At 65.9% G+C, this 16,773-nt stretch carries 19 protein-coding genes; 5 read left to right on the top strand and 14 right to left on the bottom strand.

What is annotated here, in order from left to right; translation table 11 throughout:
* The first annotated feature begins 18 nt into the window (after positions 1 to 18).
* The gene (locus tag PV772_RS07230) at positions 19 to 354 is read left to right on the top strand and encodes a hypothetical protein (protein ID WP_347885759.1); all 336 of its coding nucleotides are present in this window, start codon (positions 19 to 21) and stop codon (positions 352 to 354) included.
* Positions 355 to 418: 64 nt separating this feature from the next.
* Entirely contained in the window at positions 419 to 1,204 is a 786-nt protein-coding gene (locus PV772_RS07235; protein ID WP_347885760.1) for a TipAS antibiotic-recognition domain-containing protein, read from the top strand.
* 36 nt (positions 1,205 to 1,240) lie between these two features.
* Here PV772_RS07235 and PV772_RS07240 read toward each other — a convergent pair whose 3' ends face one another.
* Genes PV772_RS07240 through PV772_RS07250 form a run of 3 tightly spaced genes read right to left on the bottom strand, consistent with a single transcriptional unit; the run spans position 1,241 to position 4,153 of the window.
* Complete coding sequence (locus tag PV772_RS07240; RefSeq protein ID WP_347885761.1) at positions 1,241 to 2,017, bottom strand: enoyl-CoA hydratase; 777 nt, start codon at positions 2,015 to 2,017, stop codon at positions 1,241 to 1,243.
* Positions 2,014 to 3,036, bottom strand: coding sequence for a 3-hydroxyisobutyrate dehydrogenase (gene mmsB, locus PV772_RS07245; protein ID WP_307360289.1), 1,023 nt, complete (start codon positions 3,034 to 3,036; stop codon positions 2,014 to 2,016). Before mmsB ends, PV772_RS07240 begins: the two co-directional genes overlap by 4 nt.
* Positions 3,029 to 4,153 (bottom strand): enoyl-CoA hydratase/isomerase family protein, encoded by a 1,125-nt coding sequence (locus PV772_RS07250; protein ID WP_347885762.1) that lies wholly within the window; start codon positions 4,151 to 4,153, stop codon positions 3,029 to 3,031. The genes mmsB and PV772_RS07250 overlap by 8 nt, the downstream gene beginning before the upstream one ends.
* Positions 4,154 to 4,312: 159 nt before the next feature.
* Here PV772_RS07250 and PV772_RS07255 point away from each other — a divergent pair, with 159 nt between their 5' ends.
* A complete protein-coding gene (locus PV772_RS07255; RefSeq protein WP_347885763.1) occupies positions 4,313 to 5,119 on the top strand; it encodes an exodeoxyribonuclease III in 807 nt (268 codons plus the stop codon).
* 34 nt (positions 5,120 to 5,153) lie between these two features.
* Positions 5,154 to 6,038 carry a hypothetical protein gene (locus PV772_RS07260; RefSeq protein ID WP_141158329.1) on the top strand — a complete coding sequence of 295 codons (885 nt, stop codon included), beginning with the start codon at positions 5,154 to 5,156 and terminating at the stop codon, positions 6,036 to 6,038.
* 7 nt (positions 6,039 to 6,045) lie between these two features.
* Here PV772_RS07260 and PV772_RS07265 read toward each other — a convergent pair whose 3' ends face one another.
* The 5 genes from PV772_RS07265 to PV772_RS07285 all read right to left on the bottom strand — a co-directional run bounded on the left by PV772_RS07265 (position 6,046) and on the right by PV772_RS07285 (position 10,732).
* Positions 6,046 to 7,098, bottom strand: a complete 1,053-nt coding sequence (locus PV772_RS07265) for a LacI family DNA-binding transcriptional regulator (RefSeq protein WP_141158330.1) — start codon at positions 7,096 to 7,098, stop codon at positions 6,046 to 6,048.
* 152 nt (positions 7,099 to 7,250) lie between these two features.
* Positions 7,251 to 7,496, bottom strand: coding sequence for a hypothetical protein (locus tag PV772_RS07270; RefSeq protein ID WP_210411307.1), 246 nt, complete (start codon positions 7,494 to 7,496; stop codon positions 7,251 to 7,253).
* The gene (locus tag PV772_RS07275; RefSeq protein ID WP_109045843.1) at positions 7,496 to 8,395 is read right to left on the bottom strand and encodes a carbohydrate ABC transporter permease; all 900 of its coding nucleotides are present in this window, start codon (positions 8,393 to 8,395) and stop codon (positions 7,496 to 7,498) included. The genes PV772_RS07270 and PV772_RS07275 overlap by 1 nt, the downstream gene beginning before the upstream one ends.
* A complete protein-coding gene (locus PV772_RS07280; protein WP_347885764.1) occupies positions 8,392 to 9,429 on the bottom strand; it encodes a sugar ABC transporter permease in 1,038 nt (345 codons plus the stop codon). Before PV772_RS07280 ends, PV772_RS07275 begins: the two co-directional genes overlap by 4 nt.
* A 7-nt stretch (positions 9,430 to 9,436) precedes the next feature.
* Positions 9,437 to 10,732, bottom strand: coding sequence for an ABC transporter substrate-binding protein (locus PV772_RS07285; RefSeq protein WP_347885765.1), 1,296 nt, complete (start codon positions 10,730 to 10,732; stop codon positions 9,437 to 9,439).
* Between the two features lie 140 nt (positions 10,733 to 10,872).
* Here PV772_RS07285 and PV772_RS07290 point away from each other — a divergent pair, with 140 nt between their 5' ends.
* Positions 10,873 to 12,681, top strand: coding sequence for a glycoside hydrolase family 13 protein (locus tag PV772_RS07290; RefSeq protein WP_141158333.1), 1,809 nt, complete (start codon positions 10,873 to 10,875; stop codon positions 12,679 to 12,681).
* A gap of 33 nt (positions 12,682 to 12,714) precedes the next feature.
* On the opposite strand, the gene PV772_RS07295 is transcribed toward PV772_RS07290, so the two are convergent.
* The 6 genes from PV772_RS07295 to PV772_RS07320 all read right to left on the bottom strand — a co-directional run bounded on the left by PV772_RS07295 (position 12,715) and on the right by PV772_RS07320 (position 16,757).
* Positions 12,715 to 13,326 (bottom strand): hypothetical protein, encoded by a 612-nt coding sequence (locus tag PV772_RS07295; RefSeq protein ID WP_141158334.1) that lies wholly within the window; start codon positions 13,324 to 13,326, stop codon positions 12,715 to 12,717.
* Positions 13,323 to 13,961 (bottom strand): hypothetical protein, encoded by a 639-nt coding sequence (locus tag PV772_RS07300; protein WP_347885766.1) that lies wholly within the window; start codon positions 13,959 to 13,961, stop codon positions 13,323 to 13,325. The genes PV772_RS07295 and PV772_RS07300 overlap by 4 nt, the downstream gene beginning before the upstream one ends.
* Positions 13,958 to 14,338, bottom strand: a complete 381-nt coding sequence (locus PV772_RS07305; protein WP_141158336.1) for a hypothetical protein — start codon at positions 14,336 to 14,338, stop codon at positions 13,958 to 13,960. Before PV772_RS07305 ends, PV772_RS07300 begins: the two co-directional genes overlap by 4 nt.
* Positions 14,335 to 14,526, bottom strand: coding sequence for a hypothetical protein (locus tag PV772_RS07310; protein ID WP_141158337.1), 192 nt, complete (start codon positions 14,524 to 14,526; stop codon positions 14,335 to 14,337). Before PV772_RS07310 ends, PV772_RS07305 begins: the two co-directional genes overlap by 4 nt.
* A complete protein-coding gene (locus PV772_RS07315) occupies positions 14,523 to 14,972 on the bottom strand; it encodes an Asp23/Gls24 family envelope stress response protein (RefSeq protein WP_347885767.1) in 450 nt (149 codons plus the stop codon). The genes PV772_RS07310 and PV772_RS07315 overlap by 4 nt, the downstream gene beginning before the upstream one ends.
* A gap of 192 nt (positions 14,973 to 15,164) precedes the next feature.
* A complete protein-coding gene (locus tag PV772_RS07320; RefSeq protein ID WP_347885768.1) occupies positions 15,165 to 16,757 on the bottom strand; it encodes a glycoside hydrolase family 68 protein in 1,593 nt (530 codons plus the stop codon).
* Between the last annotated feature and the right edge of the window lie 16 nt (positions 16,758 to 16,773).

Consider the following 16,773-nt stretch of genomic DNA (forward strand, 5'->3'; position numbering starts at 1 on the left):
ATTTGGGATAATTGATTCATGACTCGGCAGGACCAGGACAGGGACCCGTGGGAGGAGTTCGACTCCCTCGGCCCAGCAGCGCCGGACCTCATCCCCGGGCAGCCCGGCGGGGAGCCGCACGGCTTTGGGTTCCGGACCGGGGTCCGCAGCGCCCGCGTGGCCGTAGGCTTCGCCACCTATGCGCTTGCCCTGGGAACCGTCCTGGCCCTGACGGGATGCATCGTCTTCATCAGCCGCCAGCAGTGGCTCCTGCTGGGCCTCATGGTGCTCATTGAGGCCATCTTTGTCTTTGCGTTCACCCGGCTTGTGGCCCAGGCCAGGCACCGGGCCCCACGGGACCGCCGGACCGGCTGAACACCAGGCGCCGTTTTGACATTGTTGTTGACCTTGACGCAGCGTCAACCCTTAGGCTCGCAGCATGCAGGATTCTTCCAACACCGGCGGCAGTGACTGGTCCATCCAGGACGTAGCCAGGATCGCCGGCACCACCAGCCGCACGCTCCGTCACTATGACGACATCGGCCTGCTGAAGCCCAGCCGGGTAGGCCACAACGGCTACCGCTATTACGACGGCGCCACCCTCCTCCAGTTGCAGCGGATCCTGTTGCTGCGCGAACTGGGCCTGGGTTTGCCGGCCATCGCGGAAGTCTTCCACCGCGAGGCGGATCCGGTGGCAGCGCTGGGCCGGCACCTGGAATGGCTGGGCCAAGAGCAACAGCGGCTGGCCCGGCAGGCGGAGTCCGTGCGGCAAACAATCGAAACAGTAAAGGCAGGAGGCCAGCTGATGGCTGAGGACATGTTCAAGGGCTTCGACCACACGCAGTACAAGGATGAAGTTGAAGAACGGTGGGGCAAGGACGCCTACGCGGCATCCGATAAGTGGTGGCGTGGCATGGGGGCTGCGGAGAAACAGGAGTGGAAGTCCCACGCGGAGGAGCTTGGCCGGGACTGGAAGGCTGCTGCGGCTGCGGGCGTTCCTGCGGACGGCCCGGAAGCGCGCGAACTGGCAGGGCGGCATGTCGCGTGGCTGAAGTCCATCCCGGGAACACCTGCCGCTGGGAGCGGCGGCGATGTCCGGGGATACGTCACCGGGCTGGCCGACATGTACGTGGAGGACCCCCGTTTCGCCGCCAATTACGGCGGGGCTGATGGAGCCCGCTTCGTCCGGGCGGCCCTGCACAGCTTCGCCGCACAGTACCTCTAGGCGGCGCCTGCGGGCAGGGCGAATCAGCTGCCGGGTCTACCGGTGCTTGAATTCCGGCTGGCGCTTTTCCGTGAACGCCGCCATGCCTTCCTTCTGGTCCTCCGTGGCGAACAGGGAGTGGAAGAGCCGCCGTTCGAACACCACTCCCTGGGCCAGCCCGGTTTCGAAAGCGGCGTTCACGGCTTCCTTTGCCGCCATCGCCGCGGGCTTTGACTTTTCGGCGATGACGCCGGCCACTTTGAGTGCTTCGGACACCACCTCTGCCGCCGGAACCACCCGGGACAGCAGCCCGCACCGGTCCGCTTCCTCCGCGTCGATGAACCGTCCGGTGAGGATCATGTCCATGGCCTTGGCCTTGCCCACAGCCCTGGTCAGGCGCTGCGAGCCGCCCATGCCGGGGAGTACGGCAAGGTTGATTTCCGGCTGCCCGAACTTTGCGTTGTCCCCGGCGATGATCAGGTCGCACATCATGGCCAGTTCGCAGCCGCCGCCCAGGGCGAAGCCGGACACCGCCGCGATGGTGGGGATCCGCAGCCGGGTGAGCTCCTCCCAGCCCCGGAACCAGTCCGCGACGTACATGTCCATGTAGCCCTGGTCCGCCATCTCTTTGATGTCGGCTCCCGCGGCGAAGGCCTTTCCGGAGCCCGTGATCACCACCGCGCCCACGCCGGGATCGGAATCCATCGCCGTCACGGCGGCCACCACCTCCTCCATGGTGGCCTTGTTCAGCGCATTCAGTGCCGCGGGCCTGTTCAGCGTCACCAGTCCGACCCTGCCCTGCTGCTCCACCAGGATGTTGGCGTACTCCGTCATTCCGGACTCCCGTCGTCGTATGCTGTTATGGCCGGACGCCGGCCCGGCACCTCCGTGCCACCGGCCCCTGCGGGCCCGTCCCCGGCCTGCGGCTCCGATGCGCCGCGGATGTCCGTGATGATGGCGGAGAAGTCGCGGCCCGCTCCGCCCTCCGCGGCAAACCTATCGTAAATACGCGCAGCGAGCGCTCCCATCTGTCCCGCCACCCCGGTGCTGTCCAGGGCGTTGACGGCAAGGTTGAGGTCCTTGGCCATGAGGGCGGAGGCAAAACCCGGCTGGTAGTCCCTGTTGGCCGGGCTGGAGGGCACCGGTCCGGGCACTGGGCAATTGGTGGTCAGCGCCCAGCACTGGCCTGACGCGGCGGAAGCGACGTCGAACAGGGCCTGGTGCGTCAGCCCCAGCTTCTCCCCCAGCACGAACGCTTCGCTGACCGCGATCATCGAGACGCCCAGGATCATGTTGTTGCAGATTTTGGCGGCTTGTCCGGCTCCGTGGGCGCCGCAGTGCACCACCCGCCTGCCCATCACTTCCAGGAGCGGCAGCACTTCCTCGAAGCCCGCCGCGTCGCCGCCGGCCATGAAGGTCAGAGTGCCTGCCTCGGCTCCCACCACGCCGCCGGAAACGGGGGCGTCAACGGAACGGTGGCCCGCTTCAATGGCCAGCCGGGCAGCTTCCCGTGCTTCGTCGACGTTGATGGTGGAGCAGTCAAGGAACATGGTTCCCGGTGGCGCGGCGGCCAGGAGTCCGGGCTCCCCCGGCTGCCCGGGATGTCCGGGGTTGCCCCGGTAAGCGTCCAGGACATGCCGGCCGCTGGGGAACATGGTCAGTACCACGTCGGCGCCGGCAAGTGCTTCGACGGCGGTGGCCGCCACTGGCACACCCTGCACCCGTGCCGCTTCCATGGCTGCGGGCACCACGTCGAACCCGGTCACCCGGTAACCGGCGCGGACCAGGTTCAAGGCCATGGGACCGCCCATGTGCCCAAGGCCAAGGAACGCCACGCTGCCGTTCTCAGGCATGGTCCGCCTCCGTCACTTCCAGGTCCGTTCCAGGTTGCAGGTCCAGTTCCCGGCCGTCCAGCGGCTGGAAGAACCTGTCCACCTGGCCCGGCAGCACCTCTGCCAGCGTGGCCGGCTTCCACTGCGGGTTCCTGTCCTTGTCCACCACCTGGGCACGGATACCTTCGCGGAAATCAGGGCCGGCAAGGAACCGCAGCCCGGCCCGGTACTCCTGGGCAAGGGCCTCGTCAAGGGTCAGCTTCGCGGCCCGGCGCAGTGATGCCAGGGTGACTTTGACCGACGTGGGTGACTTGGCTTCGATGGTGTCCGCCGCCGCCGTAGCGTCTTCCCGGCCGGGGCCGGTCCATGCCCGGAGCCGGGCAACGATGTCCCCGGCATCGTCGGTGGCGTAGCAGGCATCGATCCAGTCCCGCTGCCCGGCCAGGGCAGAAAGCGGGGACTGCCCAGCATGACGGGCGACGACGGCTTCCGGGGTTTCAGATTCCAGTTCCGCCACCAGGCGGGGCAGCGACTGGGACGGGACGTAGTGGTCGGCAAGGCCCAGGAACAAGGCGTCCCCCGCTGCCAGGTGGGCGCCGGTCAGCGCCGCATGGGTTCCCGTCTCGCCCGGTGCGCGGGACAGCAGGAAGGTGCCGCCGACGTCCGGCGCGAACCCGATGGTGGTTTCAGGCATCCCCATCCTGGTCCGTTCGGTGACCACGCGGACGTTCCCGTGCGCCGAGATACCCACCCCACCGCCAAGGACCAACCCGTCCATAAGGGCGACGTACGGCTTGGGGTACCGGGCGATGAGCGAGTTCACCCGGTACTCGGTCTGCCAGAAGTCAGCAGTCCGGGTTCCGCCGTGAAGGATGTCCCGGTAGATGGCCACGATGTCACCGCCCGCGCACAGGCCACGCTCCCCGGCGCCCTGTACCAGGACGGCGGCTACGTCGTCGTCCTTGACCCACGCGGTGAGCTGCCGCAGGAGCAGGTCCACCATCCCCTCGGTGAGCGCATTGACCGCCCGGGGCCGGTTGAGGGTGACCACACCGAGCCGGCCGCGGTGGCCAAAAAGCACCTCCGCGCCGCCGTTTCCTGCACTGCTGTCCGTTGTGGTGCCCGTGGCTGCGGTCATCGGCTGGTGCTCCTTCACGTGGTGGCCGGCGTGTGATCCAGGCCATTCTGGTGCGAATATACCCGCCGCCTGCTGCCCGGGACCAACCGTGGCCGGACGGCGGGACCGGGCCCGCGAGGGCTTTACCGGGCGCGCGGCCGCCAAGGTAAGTTAGGAACCGTGAAGATAGCTACCTGGAATGTGAACTCGCTCCGTGCCCGCGCCGACCGCGTTGAAGCCTGGCTCCAGCGCAGCGACTGCGACGTCCTGGCCATCCAGGAGACCAAATGCAAGGACGAGAACTTTCCGTGGGAACTCTTTGAACGGATGGGTTACGAGGTGGCCCATTTCGGGGTGAACCAGTGGAACGGCGTTGCCATCGCCTCCCGGGTGGGGCTTGAGGACGTGGAACGGACGTTCCTGGACCAGCCCTCGTTCGGCAAAGCCGGAAAGGACCCGGTGCAGGAAGCCCGCGCCATGGCTGCCACCTGCGGCGGCGTCCGGGTCTGGAGCCTCTACGTCCCCAACGGCCGCTCCCTGGACGACGAACACATGCCGTACAAGCTCAAGTGGCTCGAAAGCCTCAAGACGCACGCCCAGGCGCTGGTTACGGAGGACCCGCAGGCGCAGGTGGCCTTGATGGGAGATTGGAACATCGCGCCCTTCGACGATGACGTCTGGGACATCGACCTGTTCATCGCCAACCGGGCAACGCACGTCAGCCCGCCGGAGCGGGAAGCGTTCCACGCCTTCGAGTCGGCCGGCTACACCGATGTCGTGCGCCCCTACACCCCCGGCCCCGGCGTCTACACGTACTGGGACTACACCCAGCTGCGGTTCCCCAAGAAGGAAGGCATGCGGATCGACTTCATCCTCGCTTCCCCCGCCCTGGCCGCCCGTGTCACCGGCGCCTTGATCGACCGCGAGGAACGCAAGGGCAAGGGTGCCTCTGACCACGCCCCCGTGCTGGTGGAATTGGCCGACTGATGACCGCGCCCTGGACCCATGCAAGGAGACCGTCGTGACGGGGAACCTCTACCGGGGCCAGGCCGGCCTGCCTTTCTCCTCCACGCTGCGCGTCTACGAGCCCCTGGAGGCCTTCCCGGAAGAGCAGCGTCCGGCCATCGCGGCGGCGGGCGCACAGGCCGTGTCACGCGCCGCCGTCGAAAACGCTGAACTGCTCGCCTCGCTGGGACGGATTACCCGCTCCGGCGGGGACCCTTTCCCCACCGGACGCACCGACCTGGTGCGCGTCACCACGGCACCGGGCGGTGGAACGGCCGACGACGGTGCTGACGCCGGCAATGAGCCAGTCCTCCTGTATTGCCCCAGCCAACTGGTCCTCCGCGCCGGACTGGCCGCCAACGCCCTGATGGAGGGGATTCACGGCCCGCTGGCCGAACTGCTGATCCCGGAGGAACAGCGGGACCGGCACCAGGAGCGGATCGACCTGGTGAAGGCCCGGGACGGATCCGTCCGCGTGCACACGCGGGCCTCCACCTGGGGTATCCCGTTCAGCTGGTTCTCTCTGTTCATGGAGTCCGACCGCAAGGATGTGGTGGAGGCAGCCGGGCGGATCCTCACCGTGCGCGTCTGGGCGCCCATCACCGATGCCCTGGAGCGGGCCCGCTACGCAGTGGCCAATCTGGCCCTCGCCGCCCCTGACCTGGACATGCTCGATGACCTCGCCCAGCTGACGGAATGGCTCGAGCTGTTCCACGTGAACTCCATGGTGGAACTGGACTACGGGGCCGTGGCGGACAAGGTGTACCCGGATGAATCCCCCATGGATATCAGGCTGGGCATCGAATGCCTGGCGGAGGGAGATATGACCGGTGCCGCGGCAGCCTACCGCCGGCTGGCCTCGCGTTGGATTCCCATCCGCCAACTGGCCCGCGCTTCCTGAGGCGGTTTCAGCCCTTGGGAGGCGCCGTGGTGCGCCGGATGATGAGTTCATGGGGCGCCACTGCGGAGCGGACAGCCCCGACCTCGCCGTCCAGTTCGTCCAGCAGCATCTTCGTCGCCAGTTCGGCTTGTTCGTCCGGGCGCTGCCCCACAGTGGTCAAGCCCATGGCGGCAGCGAAGTCGTGGTTGTCGATGCCCACCACGGACAGGTCGCCGGGCACACTGACACCTATGCGGTTGGCTTCGAAAATGACGCCCATGGCCATTTCGTCCGAGGCGCAAAAGATAGCCGTCGGTTTCTGTCCCGGACCCGACCACAGCCGGCGGAAGGCCTCCTGGCCACTGCGCACGGTGAAATCGCCCCATTCGTCCCATTCCGGCCGGGTGGGCAGACCGGCTGCGGCCATGACGTCCTTGAATGCCAGGATGCGGACGCGGGGAACGTCGAAGTTCAGGTCTGTCTCGTCGTCGCCGTGCAGCAAGGCGATGTCGCGGTGGCCCAGGTCGATCAGGTGCCGGACCGCGGTGGACGCGGCGGCGTAATCGTCGATGCCAATGTAGGGGCACTCCTCGACGTGCCCTCCCACCACCACCAGGGGAATGTCGATCTTCTGGAGGTGTTCGATCTCGTCATGGCTGAGGGCCATGCAGAGCACCAGCAGGGCGTCGATCTGCTTGTACACCATGGTCTTGCTGAAGAGCCGCTCGCGGTTGCTTCCGTGGCCCCCAAGGTTGAAGAGGGAGAGGTTGTAGTGCCGGGCGTGCAGTTCGCGGTCCGCGCCCTCGATTGCTTTTGAAAAGAACCATCGGCTGACGAACGGGGCCAGGACGCCTATGGTTTTGGTGCGACCCGTGGCCAGTCCGGAAGCGGAGGACGAGGCCACGTAGCCCAGGTTTCCGGCCACTTCCAGGATCTTCTCCCTGGTGGCTGGGGAAACCCGGGGCAGTCCGCGGACCGCGCGGGAGACGGTCGCTGTGGAGACTCCGGCGGCCGCGGCCACGTCTTCGATGCTGACGCCGTTATGGCCGCCCCGCTGGGACCTTTCCGTTGTCCGTGCCACCGCGTCCCCCTTTTAACTCCTTTTCGGCGTAGGGCCGGCTGGCCCTGCGTTTACCCCCGGCCTTGTATTTTTCCATTCCGGGGACGGGCAGTGATAACCGGACCGGCGGCTGCGTGCAAAGTCACAGCCACCGGTAACCGGTGCCTTCTTCACTATCGTCGGGCTGGAAGTTTCCGGCGCAGCCGCACCATCCCGTACAGGGCCAGCAGGCTGGCCAGGAGGCCCAGCGCCCATCCAAGGGCGGGTTGGGCTGTAACTTCCATCCACACAGTGACTACCAGGAGGACCAGCGCCCAGAATGCGAGGAAGCCGATGATGATGTCGAAGTCCTCACCCGAGCGGACCAACCGGCTGCGGGTTCCCGCCCCCGGGGTCCGGGGGCGGGAACTGGCGCCCATCACTTAACAGCACCTGCCGTCAGGCCGGCCACGATCTTGCGCTGGAAGACCAGCACCAGGATCACCAGCGGGATGGTGACGATGGTGCCCGCGGCCATGATGGCCGTGTACGGGATCTGGTTGGGCTGTGCACCGGCGAAGTTGGCGATGGCCACCGTCACCGGCTGCGTTGCGTCGCTGGACAGCTGGCTGGCAATCAGGAACTCATTCCACGAGGAAATGAAGGCCAGGATTGCGGTGGTGAAGATTGCCGGAGCAGCGAGCGGCATGATGACCTTGCGGAACGCCTGCCCCTGGGTGCAGCCGTCCACGCGGGCTGATTCCTCGAGCTCCCACGGCATTTCCCGGAAGAACGAGGTCATGGTGTAGACCGTCAACGGGAGGACGAAGGAGATGTTCGGGATAATCAGCGCCTGGTACGTACCCATCCAGCCGATGTTGGTGAACAGCTGGAACAGCGGGGTGATCAGGGCAACGCCGGGGAACATGGAGGCACCCAGGATGAAGCCGAGGACCAGGAACTTGCCCTTGAAGTTCAGGCGGGCCAGGGCGTACGCGGCGAAGACACCAATCAGCAGGGACACCACCGTCACGACGCCGCCGATGAACACGCTGTTCAGCAGCGCCTGCCCAAACCTGTTGCCAAAGGACGTATCGAAGGCAGTCTTGAAGTTGTCCAGGGTGACATGGGTGGGGAGGATCGAGGTGTCGTAGGTGAACCCCACCTCACGGAACGCCGTGACCACCATCCAGTAGGCCGGGGCAAGGCACCAAAGCAGCACGATGACCGCACTGATGTAGGTCCTGCCCTGTGCCCACTTTTCCCGGTTCTGGGCTGCCTTGCGGCCCTTGTCCTGCCGGGCCCGCAACGCCGAGGCGTCTGCTGTTGCCGTGGTCATTTCTTCCCCTTTCCTGTGGCGCCGCTCTGCTCAACCACGTTTGCCCCGAGGAAGCGGACAAAGATGAAGGCGACCAGGAAGATGATGATGAACGTGATGGTGGACAGGGCAGCTGCCGCGTTGAAGCCTTGCCTGATCTGGTTGATCACCAGGATGGACAAGGTGGTGGTGTTGTTGGCACCGCCGGTGAGGATGTACGGCAGGTCGAACATGCGAAGCGCATCCAGGGTACGGAACAGGACTGCCACCATCAGCGCGGGCTTGACCAAGGGCAGGGTAATCATGCGGAACCGCTGCCAGGCAGTGGCGCCGTCCACCTTGGCGGCTTCATAGACTTCCGCCGGAATCATCTGCAGCCCCGCCAGGATCAGCAGAGCCATGAAGGGCGTGGTCTTCCAAACGTCCGCGATGACAACGGCCCACTTGGCCGGCCATTCGCTGCCCGTCCACAGGATGGTGGTGTTGAACAGCTTGTTGGCAATGCCCTCGAAGGCGAAGATGAAGAACCAGAGCTTGGCCGTCACGGCGGTGGGGATGGCCCACGGCACCAGGACAGCTGCACGGACCAGGCTGCGGCCGCGGAATTCACGGGCCATGATCATGGCCATCCAGAAACCCAGCACGGTTTCGAATGCCACCGTGACGATGGTAAAGAAGAAGGTCGTAGCGGTGGCAGACCAGAACTGGCCTCCCAGCGTGCCCGGCGGGCAAGCGACGGTTCCGCCGCTTGGAGCCGAACACTGCTGCGCCAGCCAGTTCACGTAGTTCTGGATGCCCGCGGAGCCGCCTTCAGTGAACAGGCCGGTGGCGGGGTCCAGCCCGGCGTCCTTCTGGAAGGACATCACGATGGCGCTGATGATGGGGTAAACGATGACGATGCCAAGGGCAATGATGGTGGGGGCGAGCAGCCAGGAGGCCCAGCGCCCCTGGGTTGCAATCCTGTTGTCTTCCCCTACACCCTTGGGCGCGTGATGGACGGGGGTGCCGCCCGACGCCGGTGACTTGACCGGCGTCGGGCCTAGTTCGGTTGCCATGGCAGAACTACGATCCCGCACCGGCGGATTCGATGGACTTCTGCATGTCTGAAAGTGCGCTTTCCACTGACTTCTCTCCCTTGATTGCGGGGTAGGCATTGTCTTGGATTGCCTTGGTGACTGCCGGGTAGAACGGCGTTACGGGACGCGGAACGGCATTCTGGATGGACGTCTTCAGCACCGGCAGGTAGGGCAGCTTGGCAACGAGTTCCTGGTCGTCATACAGCGATCCGAGAACCGGAGCCAACGAGCCCTGGGTAGCGTAAAACTTCTCGGTCTCCGCCGAGGTCATGAACTTCATGAAGTCAAGGGCAGTTGCCTTGTTCTTGGAGTACACGCTGGTGGCAAGGTTGTGGCCGCCGAGTGAGGATGCCCCAGGTCCATCCTTGCCCGGGAGTGCAGCCAGCCCCGTCTTGTCCTTGACGGCCGACGAACCTTCAGTAGTGATCAGGTTGAAGGCGTAGGGCCAGTTGCGCAGGAACAGGAGCTTACCGCTCTGGAACGCCTGGCGGCTGTCCTCTTCCTTGTACGTGATGGCTTCCTTGGGAATGTTGCCGTCAGCGTAGGCCTTGGCCAGGTTCCCCAGGCCGGCCTTGGCCTCGGCAGTGTTCAAGTTGGGCTTGCCGTCCTTGTCCAGGACGGAACCGCCGGCGGAGTTAATGGCCTCGGACGCATTGACCGTGAGGCCCTCATACTTGCTGAACTGGCCCGCGTAGCATCCGATGTTGTTCTGCTTGGCGATGGAGCACATGCCCATCATCTCGTCCCAGGTCTTGGGAGGGGTGGGTACCAGGTCTTTCCGGTAGTAAAGGATGCCGCCGTCCGAGGTTTTCGGGGCCGCATACAGGGTGCCCTTGTAGGTTGCGCTGTCCACAGTCGGCTTGAGCATGGCGCTGGTGTCGATCGCCATCTTGTCCTTCAGCGGCTGCAGCCAGCCCTTGGCTGCGAATTCAGCGGTCCAGACGACGTCCACATCCACGACGTCGTAATCCGACTGCTTTGCCTGGAAGTGCTGGACAAGGTCGTCATGCTGCTGGTCGGCCTGGTCGGTCTGTTCCTTGAAAGTGACTTTTTCGTTCGGGTGGGCCGCGTTCCACTTGTCCACCAGGGGGCGCACCACGTTGCTGTTGTCTTTGCCCTGGACGTAAGTGATGGGGCCGCGGCCGTCGAGGTTGGCGCTGGCGTCACCGCCTCCACCGCCGCCCCCGGTGGTGCCCCCTCCACCTCCACCGCCACAGGCGGACAACGTCAGGGCCAGAATGCCGGCAGTGGCAGCCGGAAGCAGGAATCTCGGGGTTTTCATTAGCTTGAAGCTCCTCGCTGAGTGACAAGTAAGTCGACAGTGCGCTTGCTAGGTGAGGTTGATGTGGTGACCATCACACTAGTAAGGTTGCTGTCTGCAATGCAAGCGTTTACATCAAAAAGTTATCAGAGGGGAACCAAATGACCGATCCAGCCGTTCCGGTGCCGGGCCCAACCCCTTCTGCATGGTGGGCGGACGCCGTGGTTTACCAGATTTATCCCCGGTCGTTTGCAGATGGCAACGGTGATGGCATGGGCGATCTCCGCGGCGTCACGGGCCGTCTTTCCTACCTGGAGTCCCTTGGAGTGGATGCCATCTGGCTCTCTCCGTTCTACAAGTCGCCGCAGGCAGATGGCGGATACGACGTGGCCGACTACCGCCAGGTAGACCCGCTCTTCGGCTCCCTGGAAGATTTCGACGCCATGTTGCAGGAAGCTCACCGGCGCGGCCTGAAAGTCATCGTGGACCTGGTTCCGAACCACACCTCTGACGAGCATGCCTGGTTCCGGGAGGCGTTGGCGGCACCCCCGGGGAGCCCTGCGCGGGACCGATACATGTTCAGGGACGGCAAGGACGAGGTCCCGGGATCCGGCGACGGTGGCCGGGCCCCCAACAACTGGAAATCCGTGTTCGGCGGGCCGGCCTGGAGCCGGGTTCAGGAGGCCGACGGGTCGCCGGGCCAGTGGTACCTCCATCTGTTCGATACCAAGCAACCGGACCTGAACTGGGACAACCCGGAAGTCCAGGAGGAAATGCGTTCGGTACTGCGCTTCTGGCTGGACCGCGGGGCCGACGGCTTCCGGGTGGACGTTGCCCACGGCCTGGTAAAGGAAGCGGGACTGCCGGACTGGGACGGTGTTGCCGCCATGGTGGAGGGAACCTCCACTCCCCGCCTGGAGAGCCATCTGCCCGGGGACGCTCCCCACGCCCACACCGACGCCGAAGAACCCCACCGGTCCGTGTCCCCCATGTATCCGCCATCTCCTTTCTTCGACCAGGACGGCGTCCACGCCATCTACCGGGACTGGCACCGCGTCCTGGCGGAGTACGGCGGGGACCGCATGATGGTGGCTGAAGCATGGGTGGAGCCGGCCGAGCGACTGGCACGCTATGTCCGGCCGGATGAAATGCAGCAGGCCTTCAACTTCGACTTCCTCCTGGCAGGCTGGGATGCCGAACGCATGGCTGACGCCATCGACGCCTCCCTGGCGGCGGCAGCATCCGTGGGGGCTCCGTCCACCTGGGTGCTCAGCAACCACGACACGGTGCGGCACACCACCCGGTTCGGCCTCAAGGATCCCACCACGTTCCCGAAGGGCATCGGGGCCGCCGACGAGCAGCCCGACGCGGCGCTGGGCCTGGCGCGGGCCCGCGCGGCCACGCTGGTTGCGCTGGCGCTGCCGGGTTCCGCCTACCTTTACCAGGGCGAGGAGCTGGGCCTGCCTGAGCACACCACTCTTCCCGATGAGGCGAGGCAGGACCCAACATTCTTCCGGACCCATGGTGCCGAAATCGGGCGCGACGGCTGCCGGGTCCCGCTGCCATGGACTGCGGACCAACCCGGGTACGGGTTCTCCGGTGAGTTGTCCGGCGAGGCACGCGAGCCATGGCTCCCCCAACCGGAAAGCTTCGGGCCCCTGGCCGCCGACCTTCAGGACGGCGAGGAAGGCTCAACCCTTGAGCTGTACCGGGCAGCCCTGTCCCTTCGTGCGGCACAACAGCTGGGCCGCGGCAGTGTGGAGTGGACGGCTGAACACGCGCCGGACAGCGGCCTGCTGGCGTTCCGGAATGGAGGCGTCACGGTCCTGTCCAACATGGGATTCGCTTCCGCCCCCTTACCCGAGGGGTTGGTCGTGGTGCTGTCCAGCGGTCCCGAGCCGGCCGAAGAATGGACCGGCATGCGGGAGGTTCCCGTGGACACCACCGTGTACCTCATGGGCGGCAGGTAACCGCAGCGCGCCTGGACGCCCTTCGGCGGCATGTCAGCGGACGCGTTCAGCCCTGCTGAAGCGTGTCCGCGCCCCGGCGCCGATGTGGATGAGGACGGGAAACTCCTTGCCCACCACGGCCTCCAGGGCGTCCACGAGGCCGGTGACCTCGGCGGCCAGCAGATGCGGGGCCACGCCCTGGCGCGGCAGGAGCCGGACCTTCAAGGCCGGCGTTCCCTGGACCTCGTAGGTGGTGACGGTTGCACCGGCGAGGTCGGGGCGCCCTTCAAGGGCATGCCGGAGGGCCTGTTCTGCCACCCCGCCACCGATGCGTACGTCGCCGGGAGTGTCGCCGGGATCGTAGTCAAGTGCCAGGAGGTTTGACTTGCCCTTTCCCTGCTGCGCGATCCACGCCACCATGAGCCCCATCAATGCCAGCAGCGCCAGCGCCACCACGATCCACAACCAGCTTTCCGGCCGGCCCGGGAACCGGGTGGAATCGAACAACTGGTTGATGCCGCCCCAGGCACCGGAAGACCAAGAGTGCCACCAGGCGCCCACAGAGGGAACGGTGGCCAGCAGCACCAGGAGGAGTCCGGCCCCCAGCAGGAGCAGGCCCAGCACGGTAAGCAAAATGCGGTTGAGCAGTGTCGGGGTGCCGTTCATGCCCCGATCACCCCCGATGGCGCCACATTGACGCGAGGGATGGGTGCCGGTTCCAGCAACATCCGGTCCAGCTCATCCCGGACGGCCTCAAGTACCCTTTCCGGGTTTACCGGGACGCCGGAGGTAGGGCGGACATTCACCAGCACCTGCCGCTGGGAGACGACCACCATGACCTGGTCCGGGGTGACATTGGCGGCGAGGCGCGCGCGGCGGGCCAATGAGGATGCGATGACCTCGTCGTCCACCACCACGGCAGGGAGCCCTTCCCCGGGTACGCCGGCCAGCACGTGGCGCGCGCGTTTCCCTGGGAGGATCCCACTAAGCAGGAAGATCAATCCCAGCATCGCGAGCACGGCGCCGATTGCCGCCAACAGCAGCGGGGGTATCCCGGCGGGAAGGTCCACGATGCGCTGGGCAGCGACTTGCGGCTCCACCAGCCACGCCGGCTGCCCCACTGCGTGCACCCCGGATTCGAGGACGCCGTAACCGGCCAGCACCAGCACCAGGACGGCGGCCACAACCGACACCACGGCCCTGCCGGAATGTGTCTCGCGGTAGACCACCCTGCCCATGTCCGGGCCGTTGCCTCTCCGGGTCCCGCTGCCGGCCCGGCGGCTCTCCACGCTGCTGCTCACCGTACCCGCCCTTCTGTACTGATCCTTGCCCCGCTGATGCGGATGTCCACCCGGCTCACCTGTGAACCGCTGAGTTCCGACACCTTCGCCAGGATGCTTTCCTTGGCCTTCACGGTGCGGTCCCGGATGGAACCTCCAACGATGCCGATTCGCGCCCGGTCCGCTGCCACCGCCTGTAACGGCGGGATGCTGATGGGGGCGACGAGGGACAAGGCCAGCAGGCCGTCGTCGTCCGTCCAGTCCGCACGGATGTCCTGGGCGTCGACGCCCAGCGCCTGCGCAGCCGCCGCTTTGGCAAGGCTGGTCAAAGCCTGGGTACTAATCCGGTTATGGCCGCTGAGCGCCTGCGCACGCACAACGGGCGCGGGCGAACTCATGAGGACGAGCGCCGGCCGATGATGGCATCGAAAATGCCGCGCAGGTCCAGCTTTCCTTCGGCGGCGCGGCCCAGGAGGGCCCCAATGGCCATGAAGAGAAGGGAAACCAGGAAGCCCCAAAGACCGAACTGCAGCGACATGAACGCCACGAATGCGCCTATGGCCGTGCCTGCCACGGTGAGGTTCACAGCAACGCCTCCCGTTCGGAAGCGGCCGGGGCTGCGGTCTTGACCGGGGGTGGGACATAGACGTCGGTGATCTCGACGTTCACCTCGATCACCTGCAGACCCACCAGTTCTTCGACCGCCCGGTAAACGGCGGCACGGACGCTGTTGGCCAGCGCATGCAGGGGCGTTCCGTAGCTGGCCACCAGGGTGATATCGACGGCTACCTGCGTTTCGCCTACTTCCGCGTGGACACCCGCGGCGTGGTCGGAGCTTCCCACGGCGTCGCGGATGGCGCCCAGGGCACGGGACGGGCCCGACCCCAGTGCGTAGACGCCGGGAACCGCGCGGGCAGCGATCCCCGCGACCTTTGCCACGGCGGTCTCGGAAATAACTGTCCGGCCCGGACCGGGAGCCGGGCTGGCGGCAGGACGGTTGGGCACCACGGGTTGTGGGTTCTGGTATTCCATCAGGCACTCCCCCTTCTGTTGGTTCCACCCTATCCCCAGGCTGCGACAGATGGGCTGGAAACCCGTCGGCGCAGCCGCACAGACCGGGTCCAGGAGTGTTGAAGGAAAGCGGTTATTAAAGGAACCAGGCGGGGAGCCGTGGGACTCCCCGCCTGGTTCACGTACTGCTTGAAGCTGCCGCGGTGGGCAGGCCTACTTGTAAAGGCCTTCGCCGCCGACCCTGACGTTGGTGGGCAGGTAGCCGAACGGACCCAGCCCGTTCCGGCCGAACGTCCTGTCCACCTGGGACACGCCGTCGCGGAAGTTGATCTTTACCGTCGGCGAGAGGGAACCGCCACGGACTCCGTTGACGTTGTCGATGAAGGACTGCACCAGGCCGCCGGGCTGCACGTAGTGCGAGTATGCCTGGAACTGCCGCCCGTTCTGGTTCGGCGTGGGCGCCTCCGGGGACTCGGACGGAAGGTTCAGGTCCGTGGGCGAGCCGAGGGCCAGGCCACTGTTGTTCATGGGCTGGTAGTCCGAACGGATGCCGTTGCCCACGAACCCGTACACGCCGTCGGGACCGCGCATCCCTGCCGCGTAGGTGAACTGGTGGCTGATGGTGAACAGGTAGTACTTGTTCTTGCCGTTTTCATTCTGGATGAAGATCTGCGGGCGCTCGGTCTGGTCGTTCACGCAGTTCCCGGAAAGGATGGGCGGGAGGAAGGACCACTTGGTCAAATCCTTGTTGTCCGCGACCGCCAGCCCAACGTTGGCCGTCTGGTAGAACGCGCCGCTGTTCTGGACGTCCGTGACGCTTTCTGCGTGCGGGTCCCCGGGGCGGTAGCCCAGGTCCTCGGCCTTGCACTGGTAGTCGCCGCGGTTTTCCGCGGTGTTGCCTTCGAACACCATGTAGGTCTTGCCGGGATGGGCCGGGTCCTGGAAGGTGTACGGGTCGCGGAACGCAAAGCCGGCGTTCTGCGCCTTGGTCTGGTACATCTTTCCGTCCGGTTCCAGCAGCTTGGTGTGCTGGAACCCGTCAAAGGTAACCCCGTTCTGGTCGGCGTGGATGTTTCCCAACGCCTTGGCGATGACGGCGTCGGGGGCGATGCCGCCGCCGCCGGCGTTCCGCTCCGCCACATCGTAGAAGGTGGTGGCGGTATAGAAGACGTTCACGTGGTTGCCCTGCATCAGGCGGGTGGAACCGGACCACTCGGTGTTTCCGATGGACGTGTTGTCCAGGAACAGGTGCCCGCCGTAGTTCCACTTGTCCTTGGCGGGATCAGCGTTGGTCTTGCGGAAGAAGTACCCGATCCGGGCGTTCCAGTGGCGCTGGTCAAAGCCGTATCCGGCGTGCCGGTCGGCGACCAGGGAGAAGATGACGTCCCACCCCTTGTAGCTGATCTGGTTCGCGTTTTCGTCCGTCAGGGACCAGGTGTCCCAGACCCAGACGTCGTCATTCATGGTGGGGAAGTCCTGCGGGATCTCCGGCATGGTGACGTCAGGGCTCATGGAGTTTGCGCCCGGGGAGACGGTGGAGTCGCTCTGCGCCATGATCTGCTTGGCGTCTGCGCGGGTCCACTTGGAGGTGAAGTCCGACGCCGGGTCAAAGGCCTGCTGCGTGTGCTGCGTCGGCAAGGGGAAGCCTGGCGTGGGGGCAGGCATCTGCTGGACGGCGGGCGGATCTGAGGGCTCATTGGCCTGGGCCGCGGGGACGGCCAGGAAGGCCGAGGCGGCCAGGGTCGCCGCCAGCGCTGCGGCCGCAGTGCGCCACCGCAGCAGCCGGGGTTGGGGGTGCTTGTGCATTTCTTGCTCTTCTCGC

The organism is Pseudarthrobacter sp. CC12 (assembly GCF_039907755.1).
GTDB classification, from domain to species: domain Bacteria; phylum Actinomycetota; class Actinomycetes; order Actinomycetales; family Micrococcaceae; genus Arthrobacter; species Arthrobacter niigatensis.

Excerpts from the sequence above, each read along its gene's own strand:
- PV772_RS07275 (WP_109045843.1), bottom strand. The coding sequence starts at position 8,395 with ATGACCACGGCAACAGCAGACGCCTCGGCGTTGCGGGCCCGGCAGGAC.
- PV772_RS07235 (WP_347885760.1), top strand. The coding sequence starts at position 419 with ATGCAGGATTCTTCCAACACCGGCGGCAGTGACTGGTCCATCCAGGAC.
- PV772_RS07285 (WP_347885765.1), bottom strand. The coding sequence starts at position 10,732 with ATGAAAACCCCGAGATTCCTGCTTCCGGCTGCCACTGCCGGCATTCTG.
- PV772_RS07250 (WP_347885762.1), bottom strand. The coding sequence starts at position 4,153 with ATGACCGCAGCCACGGGCACCACAACGGACAGCAGTGCAGGAAACGGC.
- PV772_RS07290 (WP_141158333.1), top strand. The coding sequence starts at position 10,873 with ATGACCGATCCAGCCGTTCCGGTGCCGGGCCCAACCCCTTCTGCATGG.
- PV772_RS07240 (WP_347885761.1), bottom strand. The coding sequence starts at position 2,017 with ATGACGGAGTACGCCAACATCCTGGTGGAGCAGCAGGGCAGGGTCGGA.
- mmsB (WP_307360289.1), bottom strand. The coding sequence starts at position 3,036 with ATGCCTGAGAACGGCAGCGTGGCGTTCCTTGGCCTTGGGCACATGGGC.
- PV772_RS07295 (WP_141158334.1), bottom strand. The coding sequence starts at position 13,326 with ATGAACGGCACCCCGACACTGCTCAACCGCATTTTGCTTACCGTGCTG.
- PV772_RS07230 (WP_347885759.1), top strand. The coding sequence starts at position 19 with ATGACTCGGCAGGACCAGGACAGGGACCCGTGGGAGGAGTTCGACTCC.
- PV772_RS07305 (WP_141158336.1), bottom strand. The coding sequence starts at position 14,338 with ATGAGTTCGCCCGCGCCCGTTGTGCGTGCGCAGGCGCTCAGCGGCCAT.
- PV772_RS07320 (WP_347885768.1), bottom strand. The coding sequence starts at position 16,757 with ATGCACAAGCACCCCCAACCCCGGCTGCTGCGGTGGCGCACTGCGGCC.
- PV772_RS07270 (WP_210411307.1), bottom strand. The coding sequence starts at position 7,496 with ATGGGCGCCAGTTCCCGCCCCCGGACCCCGGGGGCGGGAACCCGCAGC.
- PV772_RS07280 (WP_347885764.1), bottom strand. The coding sequence starts at position 9,429 with ATGGCAACCGAACTAGGCCCGACGCCGGTCAAGTCACCGGCGTCGGGC.
- PV772_RS07315 (WP_347885767.1), bottom strand. The coding sequence starts at position 14,972 with ATGGAATACCAGAACCCACAACCCGTGGTGCCCAACCGTCCTGCCGCC.